The 18,653-nt window shown below is 71.5% G+C and carries 18 protein-coding genes; 11 read left to right on the top strand and 7 right to left on the bottom strand.

Annotated elements, in window-relative coordinates; all coding sequences use genetic code 11:
• Both HN013_RS02600 and HN013_RS02595 read right to left on the bottom strand, forming a co-directional pair.
• Positions 1-855, bottom strand: coding sequence for a PaaX family transcriptional regulator C-terminal domain-containing protein (locus HN013_RS02600; RefSeq protein WP_171162483.1), 855 nt, complete (start codon positions 853-855; stop codon positions 1-3).
• Positions 848-2,488: an AMP-binding protein gene (locus HN013_RS02595; RefSeq protein ID WP_171162481.1), complete on the bottom strand. Its 1,641-nt coding sequence runs from the start codon at positions 2,486-2,488 to the stop codon at positions 848-850. Before HN013_RS02595 ends, HN013_RS02600 begins: the two co-directional genes overlap by 8 nt.
• 196 nt (positions 2,489-2,684) lie before the next feature.
• Between HN013_RS02595 and HN013_RS02590 the strand changes: the two genes are divergently transcribed.
• The 4 genes from HN013_RS02590 to HN013_RS02575 all read left to right on the top strand — a co-directional run bounded on the left by HN013_RS02590 (position 2,685) and on the right by HN013_RS02575 (position 5,291).
• The gene (locus tag HN013_RS02590; protein WP_398978217.1) at positions 2,685-3,824 is read left to right on the top strand and encodes an acyl-CoA dehydrogenase family protein; all 1,140 of its coding nucleotides are present in this window, start codon (positions 2,685-2,687) and stop codon (positions 3,822-3,824) included.
• Complete coding sequence (locus HN013_RS02585) at positions 3,821-4,276, top strand: RidA family protein (protein WP_171162477.1); 456 nt, start codon at positions 3,821-3,823, stop codon at positions 4,274-4,276. The genes HN013_RS02590 and HN013_RS02585 overlap by 4 nt, the downstream gene beginning before the upstream one ends.
• Before the next feature lie 69 nt (positions 4,277-4,345).
• On the top strand, positions 4,346-4,849 hold the full coding sequence (locus tag HN013_RS02580; protein WP_171162476.1) for a DM13 domain-containing protein: 504 nt from the start codon (positions 4,346-4,348) through the stop codon (positions 4,847-4,849).
• A 46-nt stretch (positions 4,850-4,895) separates the two neighbouring features.
• A complete protein-coding gene (locus HN013_RS02575; protein ID WP_171162473.1) occupies positions 4,896-5,291 on the top strand; it encodes a cupin domain-containing protein in 396 nt (131 codons plus the stop codon).
• A gap of 41 nt (positions 5,292-5,332) precedes the next feature.
• Here HN013_RS02575 and HN013_RS02570 read toward each other — a convergent pair whose 3' ends face one another.
• Positions 5,333-6,862, bottom strand: a complete 1,530-nt coding sequence (locus tag HN013_RS02570) for a UDP-N-acetylglucosamine 1-carboxyvinyltransferase (RefSeq protein WP_171162471.1) — start codon at positions 6,860-6,862, stop codon at positions 5,333-5,335.
• 117 nt (positions 6,863-6,979) lie between these two features.
• Here HN013_RS02570 and HN013_RS02565 point away from each other — a divergent pair, with 117 nt between their 5' ends.
• The 4 genes from HN013_RS02565 (at position 6,980) to HN013_RS02550 (ending at position 9,154) form a co-directional block, all read left to right on the top strand.
• Positions 6,980-7,975, top strand: coding sequence for a DUF1648 domain-containing protein (locus HN013_RS02565; RefSeq protein WP_171162469.1), 996 nt, complete (start codon positions 6,980-6,982; stop codon positions 7,973-7,975).
• A 1-nt stretch (position 7,976) separates the two neighbouring features.
• Entirely contained in the window at positions 7,977-8,339 is a 363-nt protein-coding gene (locus tag HN013_RS02560; RefSeq protein ID WP_171162467.1) for a GntR family transcriptional regulator, read from the top strand.
• Positions 8,340-8,417: 78 nt separating this feature from the next.
• On the top strand, positions 8,418-8,822 hold the full coding sequence (locus HN013_RS02555) for a DUF1992 domain-containing protein (protein WP_171162465.1): 405 nt from the start codon (positions 8,418-8,420) through the stop codon (positions 8,820-8,822).
• Positions 8,823-8,998: 176 nt separating this feature from the next.
• On the top strand, positions 8,999-9,154 hold the full coding sequence (locus tag HN013_RS02550; protein WP_171162463.1) for a hypothetical protein: 156 nt from the start codon (positions 8,999-9,001) through the stop codon (positions 9,152-9,154).
• 88 nt (positions 9,155-9,242) lie between these two features.
• Here HN013_RS02550 and HN013_RS02545 read toward each other — a convergent pair whose 3' ends face one another.
• Positions 9,243-10,232, bottom strand: coding sequence for a glycerophosphodiester phosphodiesterase family protein (locus HN013_RS02545; RefSeq protein WP_171162461.1), 990 nt, complete (start codon positions 10,230-10,232; stop codon positions 9,243-9,245).
• A gap of 300 nt (positions 10,233-10,532) precedes the next feature.
• Here HN013_RS02545 and HN013_RS02540 point away from each other — a divergent pair, with 300 nt between their 5' ends.
• From HN013_RS02540 to acnA, 3 genes are all read left to right on the top strand, one after another.
• On the top strand, positions 10,533-12,029 hold the full coding sequence (locus tag HN013_RS02540) for an MFS transporter (protein ID WP_171162459.1): 1,497 nt from the start codon (positions 10,533-10,535) through the stop codon (positions 12,027-12,029).
• A gap of 422 nt (positions 12,030-12,451) precedes the next feature.
• Complete coding sequence (locus tag HN013_RS02535; protein WP_171162457.1) at positions 12,452-12,937, top strand: MarR family winged helix-turn-helix transcriptional regulator; 486 nt, start codon at positions 12,452-12,454, stop codon at positions 12,935-12,937.
• A gap of 265 nt (positions 12,938-13,202) precedes the next feature.
• Positions 13,203-15,920, top strand: a complete 2,718-nt coding sequence (gene acnA / locus HN013_RS02530; protein WP_171162455.1) for an aconitate hydratase AcnA — start codon at positions 13,203-13,205, stop codon at positions 15,918-15,920.
• Between the two features lie 103 nt (positions 15,921-16,023).
• Here acnA and HN013_RS02525 read toward each other — a convergent pair whose 3' ends face one another.
• The 3 genes from HN013_RS02525 to HN013_RS02515 all read right to left on the bottom strand — a co-directional run bounded on the left by HN013_RS02525 (position 16,024) and on the right by HN013_RS02515 (position 18,616).
• Positions 16,024-16,857 carry a helix-turn-helix transcriptional regulator gene (locus HN013_RS02525; RefSeq protein WP_171162453.1) on the bottom strand — a complete coding sequence of 278 codons (834 nt, stop codon included), beginning with the start codon at positions 16,855-16,857 and terminating at the stop codon, positions 16,024-16,026.
• Between the two features lie 55 nt (positions 16,858-16,912).
• Positions 16,913-17,824, bottom strand: a complete 912-nt coding sequence (locus HN013_RS33850) for a VCBS repeat-containing protein (RefSeq protein WP_171162451.1) — start codon at positions 17,822-17,824, stop codon at positions 16,913-16,915.
• A 132-nt stretch (positions 17,825-17,956) separates the two neighbouring features.
• Positions 17,957-18,616: a TetR/AcrR family transcriptional regulator gene (locus HN013_RS02515; protein WP_212763870.1), complete on the bottom strand. Its 660-nt coding sequence runs from the start codon at positions 18,614-18,616 to the stop codon at positions 17,957-17,959.
• Positions 18,617-18,653 lie beyond the last annotated feature (37 nt).

Genomic DNA, 18,653 nt, shown 5'->3' with positions numbered 1-18,653 from the left:
TCAGACCCCCGCCGGCCCCCCGTCCAGCACCCCTGCCACAAACGTCTCGCCCGCGTCCCGCAGCCTCCGGTGCAGCGCCGTGAAGACCCGCGCCGACCGCGCCCCGGGCCAGTCCGCCGGCAGCAGGGCGGCGGGCAGGCCCGGGTCCGCGTAGGGCAGGCGCCGCCAGGCGTCCAGGGCCAGGAGGTAGTCGCGGTAGGCGTCCTCGGGCGGCAGCGGCCGACGCCGGGCCCAGCGGCGCAGCACGGGCTCGTGCGCCTCCAGGAAGGCGCGGTGCCGGTGGGCGAGGGCGTCCAGGTCCCACCAGCGGGCCACCGCCTCAGGGGTTGGCTCGAAGCCCAGGTGGCGGCCGCGGAAGAGGTCCACGTAGGAGGCGAGGCCCAACCGGTCCAGGGTGTGCCGGGTCTCCTCGTGCACATGGGCGGGGGCGATCCACACCCCGGGCGCCGCCGTCCCGAAGCCCAGCCGGGACAGCCGTGAGCGCAGCAGGTGGCGCTTGTGGCGCTCCTGTTCGGGGACGGAGAAGACCGCCAGCAGCCAGCTCTGCCCCGGGCGCGCGGCGGGCCGCCCGAGGATCCGCCGGTCGCCGTCGTCGAGCAGCTGCCGGGCGGCGTCGGACAGTCCGTAGCCCGCCGCGCCGTCCGGCGTCCGGCCGGCGGTCAGCAGGCCGCGCCGCTTGAGCCGGGAGACGGCCGACCGCACCGAGGGCGCGTCCACGCCCACCGCGCCGAGCAGCCGGATCAGCGCCGCGACCGGCAGCGGGCCGGCCGGTCGCCCGGCGGCCCCGCGGCCGTACGCACCGTAGAAGGAGACGATCAGCGAGCGGGGGGTGGGGGACGGCTGGTGGTCAGTCACGGGGAAACTGTAAAGCGCCCGAACGCAGCCGGAACCGCTGGAGTTTGCCCGTGGGCGTGCGCGGCAGTGCGTCGAGGAACACGATCTCGCGAGGGCACTTGTAGGAGGCGATCTCCTTTTTGGTGAATTCCCGCAGGTCGTCGGCGGTCCGCTCGGACCGCGGCACGCCGTTCCGCACCACCACGTGGGCGACGACGAGTTCGCCCCGCCGCTCGTCCGGCCGCCCAGTGACGGCCGCCTCCAGCACGTCGGGGTGGCGGAGCAGGGCCTCCTCGACCTCCGGGCCCGCGATGTTGTGCCCACCCGAGACGATCATGTCGTCGGCGCGGCCGAGGAAGGTGAAGTACCCTTCCGCGTCCCGGACGTAGCGGTCGCCGGTGAGGTTCCAGCCGTCCCGGACGTACGTCGTCTGCCGCTCGTCCGCGAGGTAGCGGCAGCCCACGGGCCCGCGCACGGCCAGCAGTCCGGGCGAGCCGTCGGGCACCGGACGGGACATGTCGTCCGCGGCGGCGACGATCCGCGCCTCGAAGCCCGGCACCGGGCGCCCCGTCGTACCGGGGCGGGCCGTGTCGTCGGCGGCGGCGAGGAAGATGTGCAGCATCTCCGTCGCGCCGATCCCGTTGATCAGCGAAAGGCCGGTCGCCGCGCGCCAGGAGTGCCACAGCGCCGCGGGCAGGTGCTCACCGGCGGAGACGCATCTGCGCAGCGACGACGTGTCGTACGGGCCGATCCGTTCGAGCATCGCCCGGTACGCCGTCGGCGCGGTGAACAGCACCGAGACGCGCTGCCGTTGGACGTCGGCCAGCAGCTGCCCGGGCCCCGACCACTCGGCGAGCACCGTCGAGGCGCCCGCGCGGAGCGGGAACACCACGAGCCCGCCGAGCCCGAAGGTGAAGCCGAGCGGCGGGCTGCCGCCGAAGACGTCGTCCGGGCGCGGCCGCAGCACCTGAGCCGAGAAGGTGTCGGCGACGGCGAGCACGTCCCGGTGGAAGTGCAGACAGCCCTTGGGCGGTCCCGTCGTGCCCGAGGTGAACGCGATGAGCGCCACGTCGTCCGCGGAGGTCGCCACCGCGTCATACGATGGGGGTTTCTTTGCCGACAGCCGCAGCAGATCGCCCGGTGAACCGCCGCCGAACGGCGTCATCCGCAGGGAGGGCACGGCCGCCTTGACGAGCTCCCCGGCCGACCGGGCGTCGCAGAGGGCGTGCCGCACCCGCGCGATGCGGCAGATGGTGGCGAGCTCGCGCGCCCGCTGGGCCGCCGGCACCGTCACGGCGACCGCCCCCGCCTTCGCCACCGCCAGCCAGCAGGCCGCGAGCAGCGGCGTCGTGGGGCCGCGCAGCAGCACCCGGTTGCCCGGGACCACGCCCAGGTCCTCGGTGAGCGTGTGCGCGATCCGGTCCACGCGCTCCCGCAGCTCCCCGTACGACCAGACGCTCCCGGACTTGTCCCGCATCGCCGGGCGGTCCGGGCCCCACCGCGCGACGGTCGCGTCCAGCAGTTCGGCACCGCAGTTGAGCCGGTCCGGGTAGGGCGGGACGCCGGGGCCGAAGCGGAGGTCCGGCCACTGGGCGGCGGGCGGCAGGCTGTCGCGGGGGAAGGTGTCGACGTGCGCCGACGGCATGAGCTCCATGACGGGTTGCGCCCCCTCGTGCCGAGGACGGGTGGAGGTGCGTGGGGGTCTTGCCAGCCGTACGGATGCGCTGCCAGCGTAACGAGACCGTGACGACAGTCAACAGAGCGCGACAGAGATGACAGCCAACAGAGCGCGACAGAAAGGACGGACGGTGCCGAAGGCTTCCGCTCCGGGCTCCGCCGGAGAACACCCCCTGGTCCAGCACTCGTTCGCGCTCAACCGCGAACAGCGGGAGTGGTGCGCCATGGTGCGCACCCTGACCGCCCGGCGGTTACGCCCCCTCGTCGAAAGCGCCGCCGGCGCCAAGCCCGGCGGCGTCAACCGCCCGCTGGTGGCCGCCCTCGGCGAACTCGGGCTGCTGGCACGGCTCTTCCCCTCCGCCGGCGGCGTCCGCGCCGTCGACCTCTGCCTCCTGCGCGAGTCGATCGCCCAGGAGTCCACCGAGGCGGAGACCGCCCTCGCCCTCCAGGGCCTCGGCGCGTACCCGATCGCCCGGGAGGGCACCGCCGCACAGCGCGCCCGCTGGCTTCCCGACGTCGTCGCCGGCCGGGCCGTCGCCGCCTTCGCGCTGAGCGAGCCGGACGCCGGCTCCGACGCCGCCGCCCTGCGGCTGCGCGCCGTACCTGCCGGCCCCTCGGACTGGACCCTGCACGGCGAGAAGAAATGGATCTCCAACGCGCCGGAGGCCGACTTCTACACCGTCTTCGCCCGGACCCGGCCGGACGCCGGCGCCCACGGCATCACGGCCTTCCTGGTCCCCGCCGACCGGCCCGGCCTCGGCGGCCGCCCGCTGCGCATGGTCGCCGCGCACCCCATCGGCACCCTCACCTTCGACGGCGTCCCCGTGGGCCCCGACGACGTCCTCGGCGAGGTGGACGGGGGCTTCCGCGTCGCCCTGCGCACCCTCGACCTCTTCCGGCCGAGCGTCGGAGCCCTCGCCGTCGGCATGGCCCGCGCCGCCCTGCGCGCCACCCTCGTCCACGCCGGCGAACGGCACGCCTTCGGCGGCCCGTTGAAGGACCTCCAGGCCGTCTCCCACCAGCTCGCCGAGATGGCCACGCGCACCGAGGCGGCGTCCCTCCTCGTCCACGCCGCGGCCGCCGCGTACGACGCGGGGGAGCCGGGCGTCGCCGGGCGGTCGGCCATGGCCAAGCTCTACGCCACGGAGACGGCCCAGTACGTCGTCGACACCGCCGTCCAGATCCACGGCGCTTGCGCCCTGGAACAGGGGCACCTCCTGGAGCACCTGTACCGGGAGGTGCGGGCGCCCCGGATCTACGAGGGCGCGACCGAAGTGCAGCGCACGATCATCGCGAGGGAGCTCTACCGATGAGCGCAGCGCGTGAGGAGAAGACGAGCGAGGAGCAGAGGACGGCGCACCTCGAACGCCTCAACCCCGCGGAGCTCGCCCCACCCCGCGGCTTCACGCACGCGGTGACCGCCGAGGGCGGCAGGCTGGTGTTCCTGGCGGGCCAGACCGGGACCGACGGCACCGGGAAGGTCGTCGAGGGCGGCCTCGTGGCGCAGTTCGACCGCGCGCTGACGAACCTGCTCACCGCACTCGCGGCGACCGGCGGCGGCCCCGCCGACCTCGCCCGCGTCACCGTCTACACCACCGACGTCGCGGCCTACCGCGCGAGCGCCGGCGAACTGGGGGCCGTCTGGCGCCGGCTCGCGGGACGGGACTATCCGGCGATGGCCCTCATCGGCGCGGTCCGGCTCTGGGACGAGGAGGCGGTGGTGGAACTGGACGGTCTCGCGGTCCTGCCCCGGGAGAAAACCTGACGCCTCGGACGTTAACCGTCACAGTCCGGCAAACAGGCCGCCGGAGAACGAAAGACGGGAGACGGGGCCATGGGACGCGTACGACAGTGGTGCGGGAAGCCGTTCGTCATCGGGACGACGAGCGTGCTGCTCCTGGCGGCCGCGGCCGCCGCGTACTGGTTCCAGCCCTGGAAACTGTGGCAGGACGAGACGGTCCACGAGGCCGCCCCCACCGCCACCGCACGCACCCTGGCCACCGGCAACCTCATCAGCCACGAACACACCACCTCCGGCGCCGTCCGCGTCCTCCAACTGCCCGACGGCAGCCGCACGCTCCGCCTGGAAGGCCTCGACACCAGCAACGGCCCGGACGTGAAGGTCCTGCTCAGCGACGCCCCCGTGAAGCAGGGCCGCGCGGGCTGGCACGTCTTCGACGACGGCGCCCACATCAGCCTCGGCTCGCTGAAGGGCAACAAGGGCGACCAGAACTACGCCCTCCCCAAGGACCTCGACCTCGACCGGTACACCAGCGTCAGCATCTGGTGCGACCGCTTCGACGTGTCCTTCGGCGCGAGCCCCCTCGCCCGGACATGACAGCAACGTACAAGACACCCCCGCGCCGCCCGGCGACGATCGGCCCATGAGCAACCGACCCGTGAACCTCACCGAGGCGCTGGCCTCCTTCGACGACGTCTACAGCCCCCGCATCGTCGCCCGCATGAACGACTACGACGTCCGCGTCGCCCACACCCGCGGCGAGCACATCTGGCACGCCCACGACGACACCGACGAGTTCTTCCTCGTCCTCGACGGCCGCTTCGACCTCGCCCTCCGCGCCCCCGACGGCACCGAGCGCACCGTCCAACTGCACCGGGGCGACACCTTCGTCGTCCCCAAGGGCACCGAACACAAACCGTCCTCTCCCGAGGGCGCCTCCATCCTGATGTTCGAACCCACGGGCACCCCGACGACGGGCGACCGCCACGAGGGCGACATCCCCGCCCACGTGGACACCACGACGGGGCACGAGCTCTAGGCCGCGGGCGGCCCCGGAGTCCCCCTCCGGGGCCACCGCGCTCAGATGTCCCGGAAGATCTCGATCTGCGCGCCGATCGAGTTCAGCCGCTCCGCCAGGTCCTCGTACCCGCGGTTGATGACGTACACGTTGCGCAGGACGGACGTCCCCTCCGCCGCCATCATTGCCAGCAGGACGACGACGGCGGGGCGCAGGGCGGGCGGGCACATCATTTCGGCGGAGCGCCAGCGGGTGGGGCCCTCGACGAGGACGCGGTGGGGGTCGAGGAGTTTGACGTCGGCGCCGAGGCGGTTGAGGTCGGTGAGGTAGATGGCGCGGTTGTCGTAGACCCAGTCGTGGATGAGGGTCTGGCCCAGGGCGGAGGCGGCGATGGCGGCGAAGAAGGGGACGTTGTCGATGTTGAGGCCGGGGAACGGCATGGGGTGGATCTTGTCGATGGGGGCCCGGAGTTTGGAGGGGCGCACGGTGAGGTCGAGGAGGCGGGTGCGGCCGTTGTTGGCGCGGTACTCGGGGCTGCGCTCGTGGTCGAGGCCCATCTCCTCCAGGACGGCGAGCTCGATCTCCATGAACTCGACGGGCACCCGGCGGATCGTCAGCTCCGACTCGGTGACCACGGCCGCGGCCAGCAGGCTCATCGCCTCGACCGGGTCCTCGGAGGGCGCGTAGTCGACGTCGCGGTCGATGTCGGTCACGCCGTGCACGGTGAGCGTGGTGGTGCCGACGCCCTCGACCCGGACGCCCAGCTCCTCCAGGAAGAAGCAGAGGTCCTGGACCATGTAGTTGGAGCTGGCGTTGCGGATGACGGTGACGCCGTCGTGGCGGGCGGCGGCCAGCAGGGCGTTCTCGGTGACGGTGTCCCCGCGCTCGGTCAGCACGATGGCGCGGGTCGGCGAGACGCTGCGGTCGACCTTGGCGTGGTACGTGCCGTCGGTGGCCGTGATCTCCAGGCCGAAGTGGCGCAGGGCCGTCATGTGCGGCTGGACGGTGCGGGTGCCGAGGTCGCAGCCGCCGGCGTACGGGATGCCGAACTGGTCCATGCGGTGCAGCAGCGGGCCGAGGAACATGATGACGCTCCGGGTGCGCCGGGCCGCCTCGCGGTCCATCGCGTCCAGGTCGAGGTCGGCCGGCGGCACGATCTCCAGGTCGTTCCCGTCGTTGATCCAGCGGGCGCGGACGCCGATGCTGCCGAGGACCTCCAGGATCCGGTAGACCTCCTCGATCCGGGCCACCCCCCGGAGGGTGGTGCGGCCGGCGTTGAGGAGCGTGGCGCAGAGCAGCGCGACGCAGGCGTTCTTGCTGGTCTTCACGTCGATCGCGCCGGACAGGCGGCGCCCGCCGACGACCCGGAGGTGCATGGGGCCGGCATAGCCCAGAGAGACGATCTCACTGTCCAGCGCCTCACCGATACGGGCGATCATATCAAGACTGATGTTCTGATTTCCCCGTTCGATGCGGTTGACCGCACTCTGACTGGTGCCGAGCGCGTCGGCCAGCTGTGACTGGGTCCAGCCGCGGTGCTGCCGCGCGTCACGGATGAGCTTGCCGATGCGGGAGAGGTAAGCGTCTGTCATGAGTCAGACGGTATCTCAAATATGAGATCTTTCGTGGGAGGGGTCGGTGATCTGCTCTTCTTCTCCACCTTGTTCTATGGTTTGTTCTATAGTCATGTGAACAATGGAGGTGGATTGGTGAACCTGCCCGTACGTACCGTCGGACGGCCCTGGCGTACCGTCCTCATCGCCCTGCCCCACCTGCTCGGCCTCGGCGTCTTCCTCGCGGTCTTCGGCGGCGAGCGGCACCGGCTGCCGGACCGGATGGCGGTCCACTTCACCGGCTCCGGCAGGGCGGACGGGTTCACGTCCGTGGGCGCGTTCCCGTACCAGGCCCTGGCGTTGGTCCTGGTGCCCGCGGTCGTCTTCGCCGTGCTGGCCCCCTTCCTCGATCTCGAACCGTTCGGCTGGCGCTGCTTCACCGGAATCGCCTACGCGGTGGCCGCCCTCGTCGCCTCCCTGCTCACCTGGACCGTCCTCGGCAACGCGGCCGGCGACTCGCCGGAGGACGTCCGGCTGCGCCTCGACGGACTGGTGGCGGTGCTCGGGGTGGCCGCCGCCGCGGGCGGCCTCGGGCTGCTGCTGGCCGTCCTCGCGCCGCCCGCCCGGCGGACGGACGTCACCGCGGTGGCCTCCGGACCCCGCCTGGCACTCGGCGCGTCCGAGGGCGCCGTGTGGACCCGGTCGGTCGTCTCGCGCCCGCTGCTGGGCGTCGGGGCCGCCATGCTCGTCGCGGGCCTCGCGATCGGCCTCACGGCAGGCTGGGGCTCCGGACTCGTCATGCTGGGCGTGGGCGGCCTGCTGCTCGCACTGCCGGGCGCGCGCGTCACCGTCGACCGGCACGGCCTGACCGCCGTACCCCTGTGGACACCCCGGCCCCGGCTGCGCATCGGGCTCGACCGCGTCGAGTCGGCGGACAGCCGCGGTATCTCCGCCCTCCGCGAGTTCGGCGGCTGGGGATACCGCGCCCGCCCGGGCCGCAGCGGGCTCGTGCTGCGCTCCGGCGACGCCCTCGTGATCCGGCTGACGACCGGCAGCGAGTTCGTGGTCACGGTGGACGAAGCCGCCACCGCGGCCGCCCTGTTGAACGCGCTCGTCGACCGTGACCGCCGGCGCGTGCGGGAAGGGGGCTGACGTGCTCGTCCGGCTCGACCACGCCGCACCCGTACCGCTCGGCGACCAGATCGCCGCCTCCGTCCGGGCCGCCGTCGCCGAGGGCTCCGTCCGCCCGGGGGAGCGGCTGCCCGCCGCCCGCGCCCTCGCCGACTCGCTCGGTGTCAATGTGCACACCGTGCTCCGGGGGTACCAGCGGCTGCGCGAGGAAGGGCTGATCGAACTGCGGCGCGGCCGCGGGGCGGTGGTCACGGCGGGCGACGCCGTCGCCGACCGGGCCCGGCTGCTCGCCGCCGCCGCCCGGCTGGTCTCCGAGGCCCGCGCCTCCGGCCTGGGCGACGAGGCGATCCTCGACCTCGTCCGCGCCGGCCTGGGCACCGCCTGACGTCTCCCGACGGCGGTGCGGGACACTGGAAGGGACCCGAGCACTCCGTGAACTGCCGGCAGGTGAGGGAGCCGCCCGATGACCGAACGCAAGCCGCCCGGGATCGACTTCGAGACCTGGGCCGACCGCCAGATCCGTGAGGCCGAGGCGCGCGGCGCGTTCGCCGACCTCCCGGGCTTCGGCAAGCCGCTGCCCGGCCTGGACCGGCCCTACGACGACATGTGGTGGGTCAAGGAGAAGATGCGACGGGAGAACCTGTCGTTCCTGCCGCCCTCGCTCGTGCTGCGCAAGGAGGCCGAGGACGCCCTCGCGGCGGTGTCCCGCGCGGGGTCGGAGCGTGAGGTCCGAGGCATCGTCACCGCGATCAACGAGAAGATCGCCGAAGCGCTCCGGCGTCCTCCGGAGGGCCCTCCCCTCAACCTCGTGCCCTTCGACATGGCGACCGTGGTGCGCGACTGGCGCGAGCGGCGGACCGAGGAGTAGAAGACGGGCAGGCCTGCCGCTCGTCCGCCCGCCCGGGCGTACCACCCCGGTCCACGCGTACGGCGAGGGGGATCCCGGCGGTGGAGGCGAACAGCCGTGTACCGGAGTTCCTCGCGGAGGTCGACGGACCACGTCCCCTGGTACGGGCGTTGGGGGCGGAACTAGGATCAACCGCCATGACCACGACACCGGAGGACACTCCCGACGCAGACGTACCCCGCTGGATGAACGTCGTCTCTGTGACCGCCGACCTCCTCCTCACCCTGTTCAAGTCCGCGGGCCGGAGGAGCGGGGGCAACGGCGGCGGGACGTCCGACTCCGGGGACGACTAGGGCGTGCGCGGAGTGCGCAAAGGCCGTCGGCCGGGATGCCGGCCGACGGCCCGAGGGACCCGCGGGGGTCCCTGCCCGGCGCCGTCCGTTACCTGAACATCCGGTCGGCGCCGGTGGCCATGCGGTGGGTGGAGCTGTGGCGGTTCACCCAGTCGCGGATGAGGTTGATGGCGTTGGCGCACTGCCAGCCGTTGTCGTACTCGTGCTCTCCGGTGAAGTTGCCGTAGCCCGCGATGATGCCGTCCACCCGCGCGTCGCCCAGCAGCTTGTCGACGTACCACGGGTCGTTGTAGGTGGTCGTCCAGGACAGCGTGGCCGCGAGCTGTCCTGCGGCACGGTCCGCGGCGCCCTTCTTCAGTTCCGCGCACGTGCTGCGGCCGGCTTCCGTGCAGTTGCCGAACCCGTTGGGGATGTTGCTGTCGCCGTAGTCCATCACCCGGCGACCGTTCGGGAACCCGGAACCGGACCGGTTGAAGGCGTTCCGGACCTGATCGCGGGTCCCGGTGGTGGTGATGCCCTCCAGCTTGCCGAGCTTGCCCTCCAGGCTCTTCCAGCCCCGGCCGCCGACGTCCGGGTCGCTGCCGCCGTGGTACTCGTAGAAGCCGTAGAGCACCTGGATCCCGGCGGCCGTCAGCCGCTGCGCCTTGTCGCGCAGTCCGGCGACGCTGCACGTGCGGTTGGGCTGTTCCCCGCAGTAGTTCGGGTCCTTGATGTCCAGCCAGACCAGCGCCGGCCGGCGCCCTGCCTTGGCGTTGGAGAGAATCCGGTCGATCATGCTGTCGAAGCTGGGACCCCGCCGGTTGTCACCGGCCGAGGAACAGTCGTGGTAGGCGCGCCATTCGTTCGGGTTCCACCAGGCGCAGACGTCGATCTCGATGGCGTTGGCGCCATGGTTGAGCGCGGCGTCCACACCCTCCACGGTGTCGACCCGGTGTGCGATGGCGTAGATCGCCTGCCGCTGGTCGGCCGCCGCCGCCGGGGTCGTACCGAGCGAGGTGACGCCGACGATCCCGCAGAGTGCCGCTAACAGCGCCAGTACCGTCCGCGGACCGGCGCCACGTCGAAGGTGAGTGGTCAAGAAAAGGTGCTCCTCCGTGTCGGTGCCGCGAGCCGGCACTCCCGAATCTCTTCGTGCGCACCAGATCGTCGGATGTGGCGCCTGGGCCATCAGAGCTTGCGGGGTAATGCCTTCCGGCCGCTACGGAAGCCGGGCACTTCGGGACGCCGGAACGCGCAGGCGAGCTCTGACCGGGGGAGAGGCCGGCGGCCTGGAACGCCCGGATGGAACGCCGCGGCGCCGGGGTGCGGTTGACATCTGCCGGGCACTGGTTACTCTCAATATTGCTAAAAAAATTGATAATAAATGGACCGAGGTAAAATGAGCGCCGACCCGACCACCGAGCCGTACCGGTGGCGATGGCTGATCCTGGTGACGGTGATCGTCGTGGAGGTCATGGATCTCCTGGACGTGTCGATCGTCAACGTCGCGGGTCCCGCGCTGGAGGAGTCCCTCGGTGCCGGTTCCGTCGGTCTGCAGTGGGTGATCGGGGGCTATGCCCTCACGCTGGGGGCCGGTCTGGTCCTGGGCGGGCGGCTCGGTGACCGGTACGGGCGGCGCCGGATGTTCCTGACCGGTCTGGCGGCCTTCACCCTGAGCTCGCTGCTGTGCGCGCTGTCGCCGGACATCGAGTCGCTGATCACCTTCCGGCTGCTCCAGGGCGCCGCGGGGGCGATGCTGCTCCCGCAGGGCCTGGGCCTGCTGCGTGAGAATTTCGCCGGGCCCGAGCTCACCAAGGTCTTCGCGGTCTTCGGTCCTGTGCTCGGCCTGGGCGGCATCATCGGTCCGGTTCTGGGCGGCTTCCTCATCGAGGGCGACTTCTTCGGCCTCGGGTGGCGCTCGGTGTTCCTGGTCAACGTGCCCATCGGGCTCGCGGCCCTGGCCATGGCGGCGAGAATCGTCCCGAAGAAGCGGGGCGACCGCACCGTGCGGGTCGACCTGGTCGGCGCGGGCCTGGTCGTGGCGTCCTGCGGGCTGCTGGTGCTGCCGCTGAACCAGGGGCAGGAGGACGGCTGGCCGCTGTGGACCTGGCTGTGCATGGCCGCCTCGGTCGTCGGATTCGGCCTGTTCGCGCTGCGGCAGCGCCGTACCGCCGCGGCGGGCCGTGAGCCCCTGGTGACCCCGGGCCTGCTGCGCAAGCCCGCCTTCACCGTCGGGCTCGGCGGTATCACCCTGTTCTTCGGCGGGCTGGCCGGCACGCAGCTCGTGCTCACGCTGTTCCTGCAGCTCGGCCGGCACTTCAGCGCCGGGGACGCGGGCCTGGGCAACCTGCCGCTCGCGGTGGGTACGGCGATCGGCAGCGCGGTCAGCGGCGCGTTCCTCGCCGACAGGCTCGGCCGCAAGGTCCTCCAGGCCGGGCCGCTGATTCAGCTCGCCGGTGCGGCACTGCTCTGGTTCGAGCTCGACAGCCTGAGCGCCGGTTCGTTCTCGATCTGGGACATCGCCCCGGGTGTGGCGGTGGCCGGTATCGGAGCGGGCATGGTGATCGCCGCCCTGTTCGGCTTCATCCTCGCCGCGGTCGACAACGACGAGATCGGCTCCGCCTCCGGCGTGCTGTCCGCGGTGCAGGCCATCGGCGGCTCCATCGGTGTGGCGGTCTTCGGCTCGGTGTTCTTCGCGCAGGCGAAGACCGGCGACTTCACCGCCGCCTTCCACCACGCGCTGATCGTCCAGGCGTGTCTGCTGGTGGCGTTCCTGGCCATCACCTTCCTGTTGCCGAAGAAGGGCCGGCCCGAGGAGGAGCAGCACGGCATCACCCCTTCTGCCTCCGACAGTGGTTCTGCCGGCTCCGACGCGAAACAGGACGTCACCGCGTGATCCCCGGTCCGGTGCCGCCCGAACGCCGGCCCCGGACCGGCGCGTGCGGAGCGCGCGTGAGGCCGGGCGCGAGACGTCCTGGCCGGTGAACTCGCCCGCTGTGCCCATCGTGAGCAGGTGTTCACCCGCCGCGGGGCGCTGCGTCCCTGCGCCGAGCGGGCCCAGGACCTGCCTCCCGGCGTGCCGCGCGTCGCCGTACCCCGTACCTCGTACCCGGGCGGGTATCCGCACCCTCCACCTGGCCCCGGGGGCCACCGCCCGGCCCGGCGTGTCCGCGTGGCCGAACCGCTTCCTCGTCCCGCCCGCCGACACCTTCGCCCTGCTCTCCTGCAGCCTGTAGATCTCACGCATCACCTGTAGGTCTCACGCATCATTGGGTGCCGACGCCTTCAGCAATCCAGTCCAGGAGCAGCTTCCACGCCATGACCGCCAACCAGCCCACCGATCCCCAGCCCGCGGCCCCGGCGCAGGACCCCGTCGCGAAGGGTCCCATCCGCGACCAGCTGCAGAACCTGATCCGCCGCCAGCAGCGGTTCGAGCGGTACCTGGGCCGGCAGATGCACGTCGATCCCGCCGGGCTCGCGGTGATGGACCGCCTCGTCAGCGCCGGTCCGGCGACGCCGAGCGAACTGGCACGCGAACTCAGTACGTCGACGGCGGCGATGACGCTGGTCATCGACCGTCTGGCGGACGCCGGGCACGCGAGCCGGCAGCCGCATCCCAGCGACCGGCGCAAGGTGCTCGTCACACCGGCGGAGCGCTGGGAGGAGGCCGCGTTCGAACACATCGAGCCCCTTGTCATGGGCATCGGCGAGATCGCCCGGTCCATGACGGCCCAGGAGCAGGCCACGGTGGTGGCGTTTCTCGAACGTGCGGTGGCCGCCTACGACCGGGCGACCAAGGGGTAGGCGGCCTGCCCCCTGCCCCTGCCGCGGCTTCCGGGCCCGCCCGCGGCCCCTGGACGAGCCCGTCGGCGCCGCGCCCCCTCCGGACATGACCGATCCCGGGTGATGTACTAGAGTTATCTCGACATCGAGATATATGCCGAGAGAGGCGTACCGCTGTCGCGCCACTAAGGCGAACCTAAGTTAGGGCAACCTTAGCGGACCGGCGCGACCTTGTCGCGGCAGGATGGCCGCAGTACGCGCATTCATGCACATGAAGGAGACTGTCGTGTCGGCGAACAGCTTCGACGCCCGCAGCACGCTGCAGGTGGGCGACGAGTCTTACGAGATCTTCCGGCTGGACAAGGTCGAGGGCTCCGCTCGCCTTCCCTACAGCCTCAAGGTGCTGCTGGAGAACCTGCTCCGCACCGAGGACGGCGCCAACATCACCGCCGACCACATCCGCGCGCTGGGCGGCTGGGACTCCCAGGCGCAGCCCAGCCAGGAGATCCAGTTCACGCCGGCCCGCGTGATCATGCAGGACTTCACCGGCGTGCCCTGCGTCGTCGACCTCGCCACCATGCGCGAGGCCGTCAAGGAGCTCGGCGGCGACCCGGCGAAGATCAACCCGCTGGCCCCGGCCGAGCTGGTCATCGACCACTCCGTCATCGCCGACAAGTTCGGCACGAAGGACGCCTTCGGCCAGAACGTCGAGCTGGAGTACGGCCGCAACAAGGAGCGCTACCAGTTCCTGCGCTGGGGCCAGACCGCCTTCGACGAGTTCAAGGTCGTCCCGCCGGGCACCGGCATCGTCCACCAGGTGAACATCGAGCACCTGGCCCGCACGGTCATGGTCCGCAACGGCCAGGCATACCCCGACACCCTCGTCGGCACCGACTCGCACACCACCATGGTCAACGGCCTCGGCGTGCTCGGCTGGGGCGTCGGCGGCATCGAGGCCGAGGCCGCGATGCTCGGCCAGCCGGTCTCCATGCTCATCCCGCGCGTCGTCGGCTTCAAGCTGACCGGCGAGCTGCCGGCCGGCACCACCGCCACCGACCTGGTCCTCACGATCACCGAGATGCTGCGCAAGCACGGCGTCGTCGGCAAGTTCGTCGAGTTCTACGGTGAGGGCGTCGCCGCCACCTCCCTCGCGAACCGCGCCACCATCGGCAACATGTCGCCCGAGTTCGGCTCCACCGCCGCGATCTTCCCGATCGACGGCGAGACGCTGAAGTACCTCAAGCTCACCGGCCGCTCCGAGCAGCAGGTCGCGCTCGTCGAGGCGTACGCCAAGGAGCAGGGCCTCTGGCTCGACCCGGCCGCCGAGCCCGACTTCTCCGAGAAGCTGGAGCTCGACCTGGCGACGGTCGTCCCGTCGATCGCCGGCCCGAAGCGCCCGCAGGACCGCATCGTCCTCGCGAACGCCGCCGCCCAGTTCGCCCAGGATGTCCGCAACTACGTGGACGCCGTGGACGAGGCGGGCAAGGAGTCCTTCCCGGCCTCCGACGCCCCGGCGAACACGCCGAACGGCGCCCCGTCGAAGCCGGTCACCGTGACCGCCCCCGACGGCTCGACCTACGAGATCGACCACGGCGCCGTCACCGTCGCCGCGATCACCTCCTGCACCAACACCTCGAACCCCTACGTCATGGTCGCCGCCGCGCTCGTCGCGAAGAAGGCCGTGGAGAAGGGGCTGACCCGCAAGCCGTGGGTCAAGACCACCCTCGCCCCGGGTTCGAAGGTCGTCACCGACTACTTCGACAAGGCCGGGCTTACCCCCTACCTCGACAAGGTCGGCTTCAACCTCGTCGGTTACGGCTGCACCACCTGCATCGGCAACTCCGGCCCGCTGCCGGACGAGGTCTCCAAGGCGGTCAACGACCACGACCTCGCCGTCACCTCGGTCCTCTCGGGCAACCGCAACTTCGAGGGCCGCATCAACCCCGACGTCAAGATGAACTACCTGGCGTCCCCGCCGCTGGTCGTCGCGTACGCCCTCGCCGGCTCCATGAAGGTGGACATCACCAAGGACGCCCTGGGCACCGACCAGGACGGCAACCCGGTCTTCCTGAAGGACATCTGGCCCTCCGAGGCCGAGGTCAACGACGTCGTCGCCAACGCCATCGGCGAGGACATGTTCAACAAGTCCTACAGCGACGTCTTCGCGGGCGACGCCCAGTGGCAGGCGCTGTCCATCCCCACCGGCAACACCTTCGAGTGGGACGCCCAGTCCACCTACGTCCGGAAGCCCCCGTACTTCGAGGGCATGACGATGGAGACCACCCCGGTCACCGACATCGCCGGCGCCCGCGTCCTCGCCAAGCTGGGCGACTCCGTCACCACCGACCACATCTCCCCGGCCGGTGCGATCAAGGCCGACACCCCGGCCGGCAAGTACCTCACCGAGCACGGTGTGGAGCGTCGCGACTTCAACAGCTACGGCTCCCGCCGCGGCAACCACGAGGTCATGATCCGCGGCACGTTCGCCAACATCCGCCTGCGCAACCAGATCGCGCCGGGCACGGAGGGCGGCTTCACCCGCGACTTCACCCAGGCCGACGCGCCGGTGTCGTTCATCTACGACGCCTCCCGCAACTACATCGAGCAGGGCATCCCGCTCGTCGTCCTGGCCGGCAAGGAGTACGGCTCCGGCTCCTCCCGCGACTGGGCCGCCAAGGGCACCGCCCTCCTCGGCGTCAAGGCCGTCATCGCCGAGTCCTACGAGCGCATCCACCGCTCCAACCTCATCGGCATGGGCGTCCTCCCGCTCCAGTTCCCCGAGGGCACCTCGGCCGAGTCCCTCGGCCTGACCGGCGAGGAGACCTTCACCTTCACCGGCGTGACCGAGCTCAACGAGGGCCGCACGCCGCGCACGGTCAAGGTCACCACCGACACCGGTGTGGAGTTCGACGCGGTCGTCCGCATCGACACCCCGGGTGAGGCGGACTACTACCGCAACGGCGGCATCATGCAGTACGTGCTGCGCAGCCTGATCCGCAAGTAGGCGGCGGGCGCCGTAGGGCGGAGGGCCGCATCCCGCGTTCGCGCGGGGTGCGGCCTTTGCCGTGTGCGGGAAGCGCCGTAGGCGCTCGCGGTCCGGGCGCCCTTCACATGGCCGCGTACTCGTCATGCACCGTCCGCAGGAAGTCCAGGGACGCCGCGCGCGAAAGCGCTGCGGTCCTGACCAGATCGAACAGCCGCCGGCTGTGCTCCACCGCGTCCGGCTCCTCGATGAGCCGACCGCTGCGCGCCCCCTCGGTGTAGACGAGGGGCGGGCTGCCGGGGAAGTCCATGAGCGCCACGATGCTGTCCATGAACGCTTCCGCCATGGCGGTGAACGGAAGCACTTGCACGACGACGCGTGACCGCTGGGCCATGTCGACCAGGTGGCTGGTCTGTTGCCGCATGGCGGCAGGACCGCCGATGTGGGAGCGCAGGGCTGACTCACAGATGACCGCTGACAGCATGGGGCGGGACGGGTCGCTCAGGATCTTCTGGCGCTCCATCCGGGCGCGGACACAGTCGTTCACCCTCGTCGTTGGTGCAAAGGGCTGCCCAGCACGGGTGACGGCTTGCGTGTAGTTCGCGGTCTGCAAGAGGCCGGGCACCAGCACCGGGGAGTATTCGGTGATGCTCTTGGCGCGCGGCTCCAGGTCGATGACGTCTACGGCATAGTCGGCCACGCCCTTCGCCTCACGAGCCAGCCTGCACAGCCTTTGCAGGTGCTTGTCGCTTCCCAGGATCTCGTCGAACCGTCTCGACAGCTCCACCTGCGGGACGCGGATGGCCGCCTCGAACTGCCCCACGTACGAACCCGAGCAGAAGGCGCGTGCTCCGAGCTGAGCCTGCGTGAGACCGGCGGCCTCCCGCAGGCGGCGCAGCTCGGAGCCGTAGAACGCGCGGGGATCGGTGTACGGATCCGGGGCCTTGGATGCATTCACCGGGTCAACGTAGCCCGGTGGGCCTGCCGCGCGTGGGCAGAACGGCGAGGCGCCCTCAGAAGAGCAGCCGGTACTGGTTCCAGCCCGACTTCCCTATCAGCACCCGGGACTTGAACGGCGCCGACGCCCGGCCCGTCCCCTTGTAGAGCCACAGGGCGCCCTTCCCGTCCCGGGCGGTCAGGTCGCTGTGGCCGTCGAGGTCCACGTCACCGGTGCCGAGGAGCAGGTTGAACTGGTTCCAGCCGTCGCCGACCCGGGTGCGGGAGCGGAACGGCTTGGCGGTGTCGCCGGTGCCCTTGTAGAGCCAGAGGGTGCCCTTGCGGTCGCGGGCGACGATGTCCGTCCTGCCGTCGCCGGTGAGGTCGGCGCGGCCGGTGATCGCGGTGTACTGGCCCCAGCCGGGACCGACCTGCTTGCGGCCGGAGAGGGAGCCGTCGGCCTTGGCGAGGTAGAGCCACAGGACGCCCGCGCGGTCGCGGACGAGGATGTCGGACTGCTTCGAGCCGCCGAGGGTGCCGGGGGAGAAGAAGCTGTCGTACTGGCCCCAGTTGGTGGCGACCTGCCGGGCGGCGTTGTCACCGGCGTACCCGACCGCGTTGCTGGTGGTGATGAAGTACGTGCCGTCCGCGTAGCCGTCGCGGTCGTGGTCGATCTGCGTCGCGGCCTTGACCGCGTCCCAGCCGCCGCCCGAGCGCTTGCGCGGGGACAGCCCGCCCTTGCCGTCGGGCACGTAGTAGTAGGAGTCGCCCTTGCCGTCGACCGTCTGGAGTGAGAAGAAGGGCGCGTTCGGCGACAGCCGCGCGTCGGCGCCGGCGGACAGGGGCAGCGGCGGACGCACCGCCGGACCGTTGCCGGGGACGTCCGCCGACGCGGTGCCGGCGGTGACGACGGCCAGGGCGAGGGCGGTCGCGGCGGTGAGGGCGCGCGAGAGGGCGCGTCTGCGGGAACGGCCGGAAGCGTGGGGCACGTAGGACTCCGTACGGGTGCGTAGGGGAACGGCACGGCGGAGGTACCGCGTACGTGTGTGCCGCGCCCCCCGCGTGATCAGGTGATGGTGTCACACGGTCCGGGCCGCACCGGAGTTGAGGCCCCATTCCCGTCAGGTCCGCGCGTACTCGCCGAGGGACGGTTCCAGCAGGTCGAACGCGCGGATCGCCTCCATCTCGACGACGGAGGCCACCTCCGGGTTGGTGCGCCCGGCGAGGGTGAGGTCCTGGATGCGGCCGAAGAGGACCCGGTGCACGCCGCCCAGCAGGGCGGCGGCCGCGTGCGGGGTGACGTCGTCCGCGGCCGCGCCGGTCGTCTCGGCGAGCGCGGAGGCGAGGGCGTCCTCGCGCCGGTCGTGCAGGCCGCGCAGGCAGACGGAGAGCGTGGGGCTCTCGGCGATCATGCGGCTGAACTCCGGTCCGGCGAACCCCGCGACGGGGTCCTGCGCGGCGACGGCCGTCAGGAAGGAGCGGCGCAGGGCCGCGAGGGCGGACTCGCCGGGCTCACGGGTGGCGACGACCTGGGCGAGTCCCTGGACGAACTCCTCCTGGTGGTCGAGGGCCATGTCCTCCTTGCGCGGGAAGTAGTTGGTGACCGTCTTCTTGGCGACGCGTGCGGCGTCGGCGATCTCGGCGATGGTGGTGCGCTCGAAGCCCTGCTCGATGAAGAGCTGTGTCGCGCGGTCGGAGATCAGCCGGCGCGTCTCGCGCTTCTTGGTCTCGCGCAGCCCTGACGGCATGGCGCCCGGCTCCGCGGTCGTGTCGGTACCCATGAAGGAATCTTATCCTCGTTGTATTTTTACGTTGACA

This window comes from Streptomyces sp. I05A-00742 (assembly GCF_013055795.1).
In the GTDB taxonomy this organism is placed as follows: domain Bacteria; phylum Actinomycetota; class Actinomycetes; order Streptomycetales; family Streptomycetaceae; genus Streptomyces.
Note: the sequence above shows the minus strand (reverse complement) of the source record. Positions and strands in the feature narration are given on the sequence as shown.

What these genes read in the sequence shown, in the direction of transcription:
- HN013_RS02595 (WP_171162481.1), bottom strand. Translation starts at nt 2,488, where the DNA reads ATGGAGCTCATGCCGTCGGCGCACGTCGACACCTTCCCCCGCGACAGC.
- HN013_RS02555 (WP_171162465.1), top strand. Translation starts at nt 8,418, where the DNA reads ATGACCGAACGCAAGCCGCCCGGGATCGACTTCGAGACCTGGGCCGAC.
- HN013_RS02515 (WP_212763870.1), bottom strand. Translation starts at nt 18,616, where the DNA reads ATGGGTACCGACACGACCGCGGAGCCGGGCGCCATGCCGTCAGGGCTG.
- HN013_RS02585 (WP_171162477.1), top strand. Translation starts at nt 3,821, where the DNA reads ATGAGCGCAGCGCGTGAGGAGAAGACGAGCGAGGAGCAGAGGACGGCG.
- HN013_RS02570 (WP_171162471.1), bottom strand. Translation starts at nt 6,862, where the DNA reads ATGACAGACGCTTACCTCTCCCGCATCGGCAAGCTCATCCGTGACGCG.
- HN013_RS02535 (WP_171162457.1), top strand. Translation starts at nt 12,452, where the DNA reads ATGACCGCCAACCAGCCCACCGATCCCCAGCCCGCGGCCCCGGCGCAG.
- HN013_RS02550 (WP_171162463.1), top strand. Translation starts at nt 8,999, where the DNA reads ATGACCACGACACCGGAGGACACTCCCGACGCAGACGTACCCCGCTGG.
- HN013_RS02540 (WP_171162459.1), top strand. Translation starts at nt 10,533, where the DNA reads ATGAGCGCCGACCCGACCACCGAGCCGTACCGGTGGCGATGGCTGATC.
- HN013_RS02575 (WP_171162473.1), top strand. Translation starts at nt 4,896, where the DNA reads ATGAGCAACCGACCCGTGAACCTCACCGAGGCGCTGGCCTCCTTCGAC.
- HN013_RS02580 (WP_171162476.1), top strand. Translation starts at nt 4,346, where the DNA reads ATGGGACGCGTACGACAGTGGTGCGGGAAGCCGTTCGTCATCGGGACG.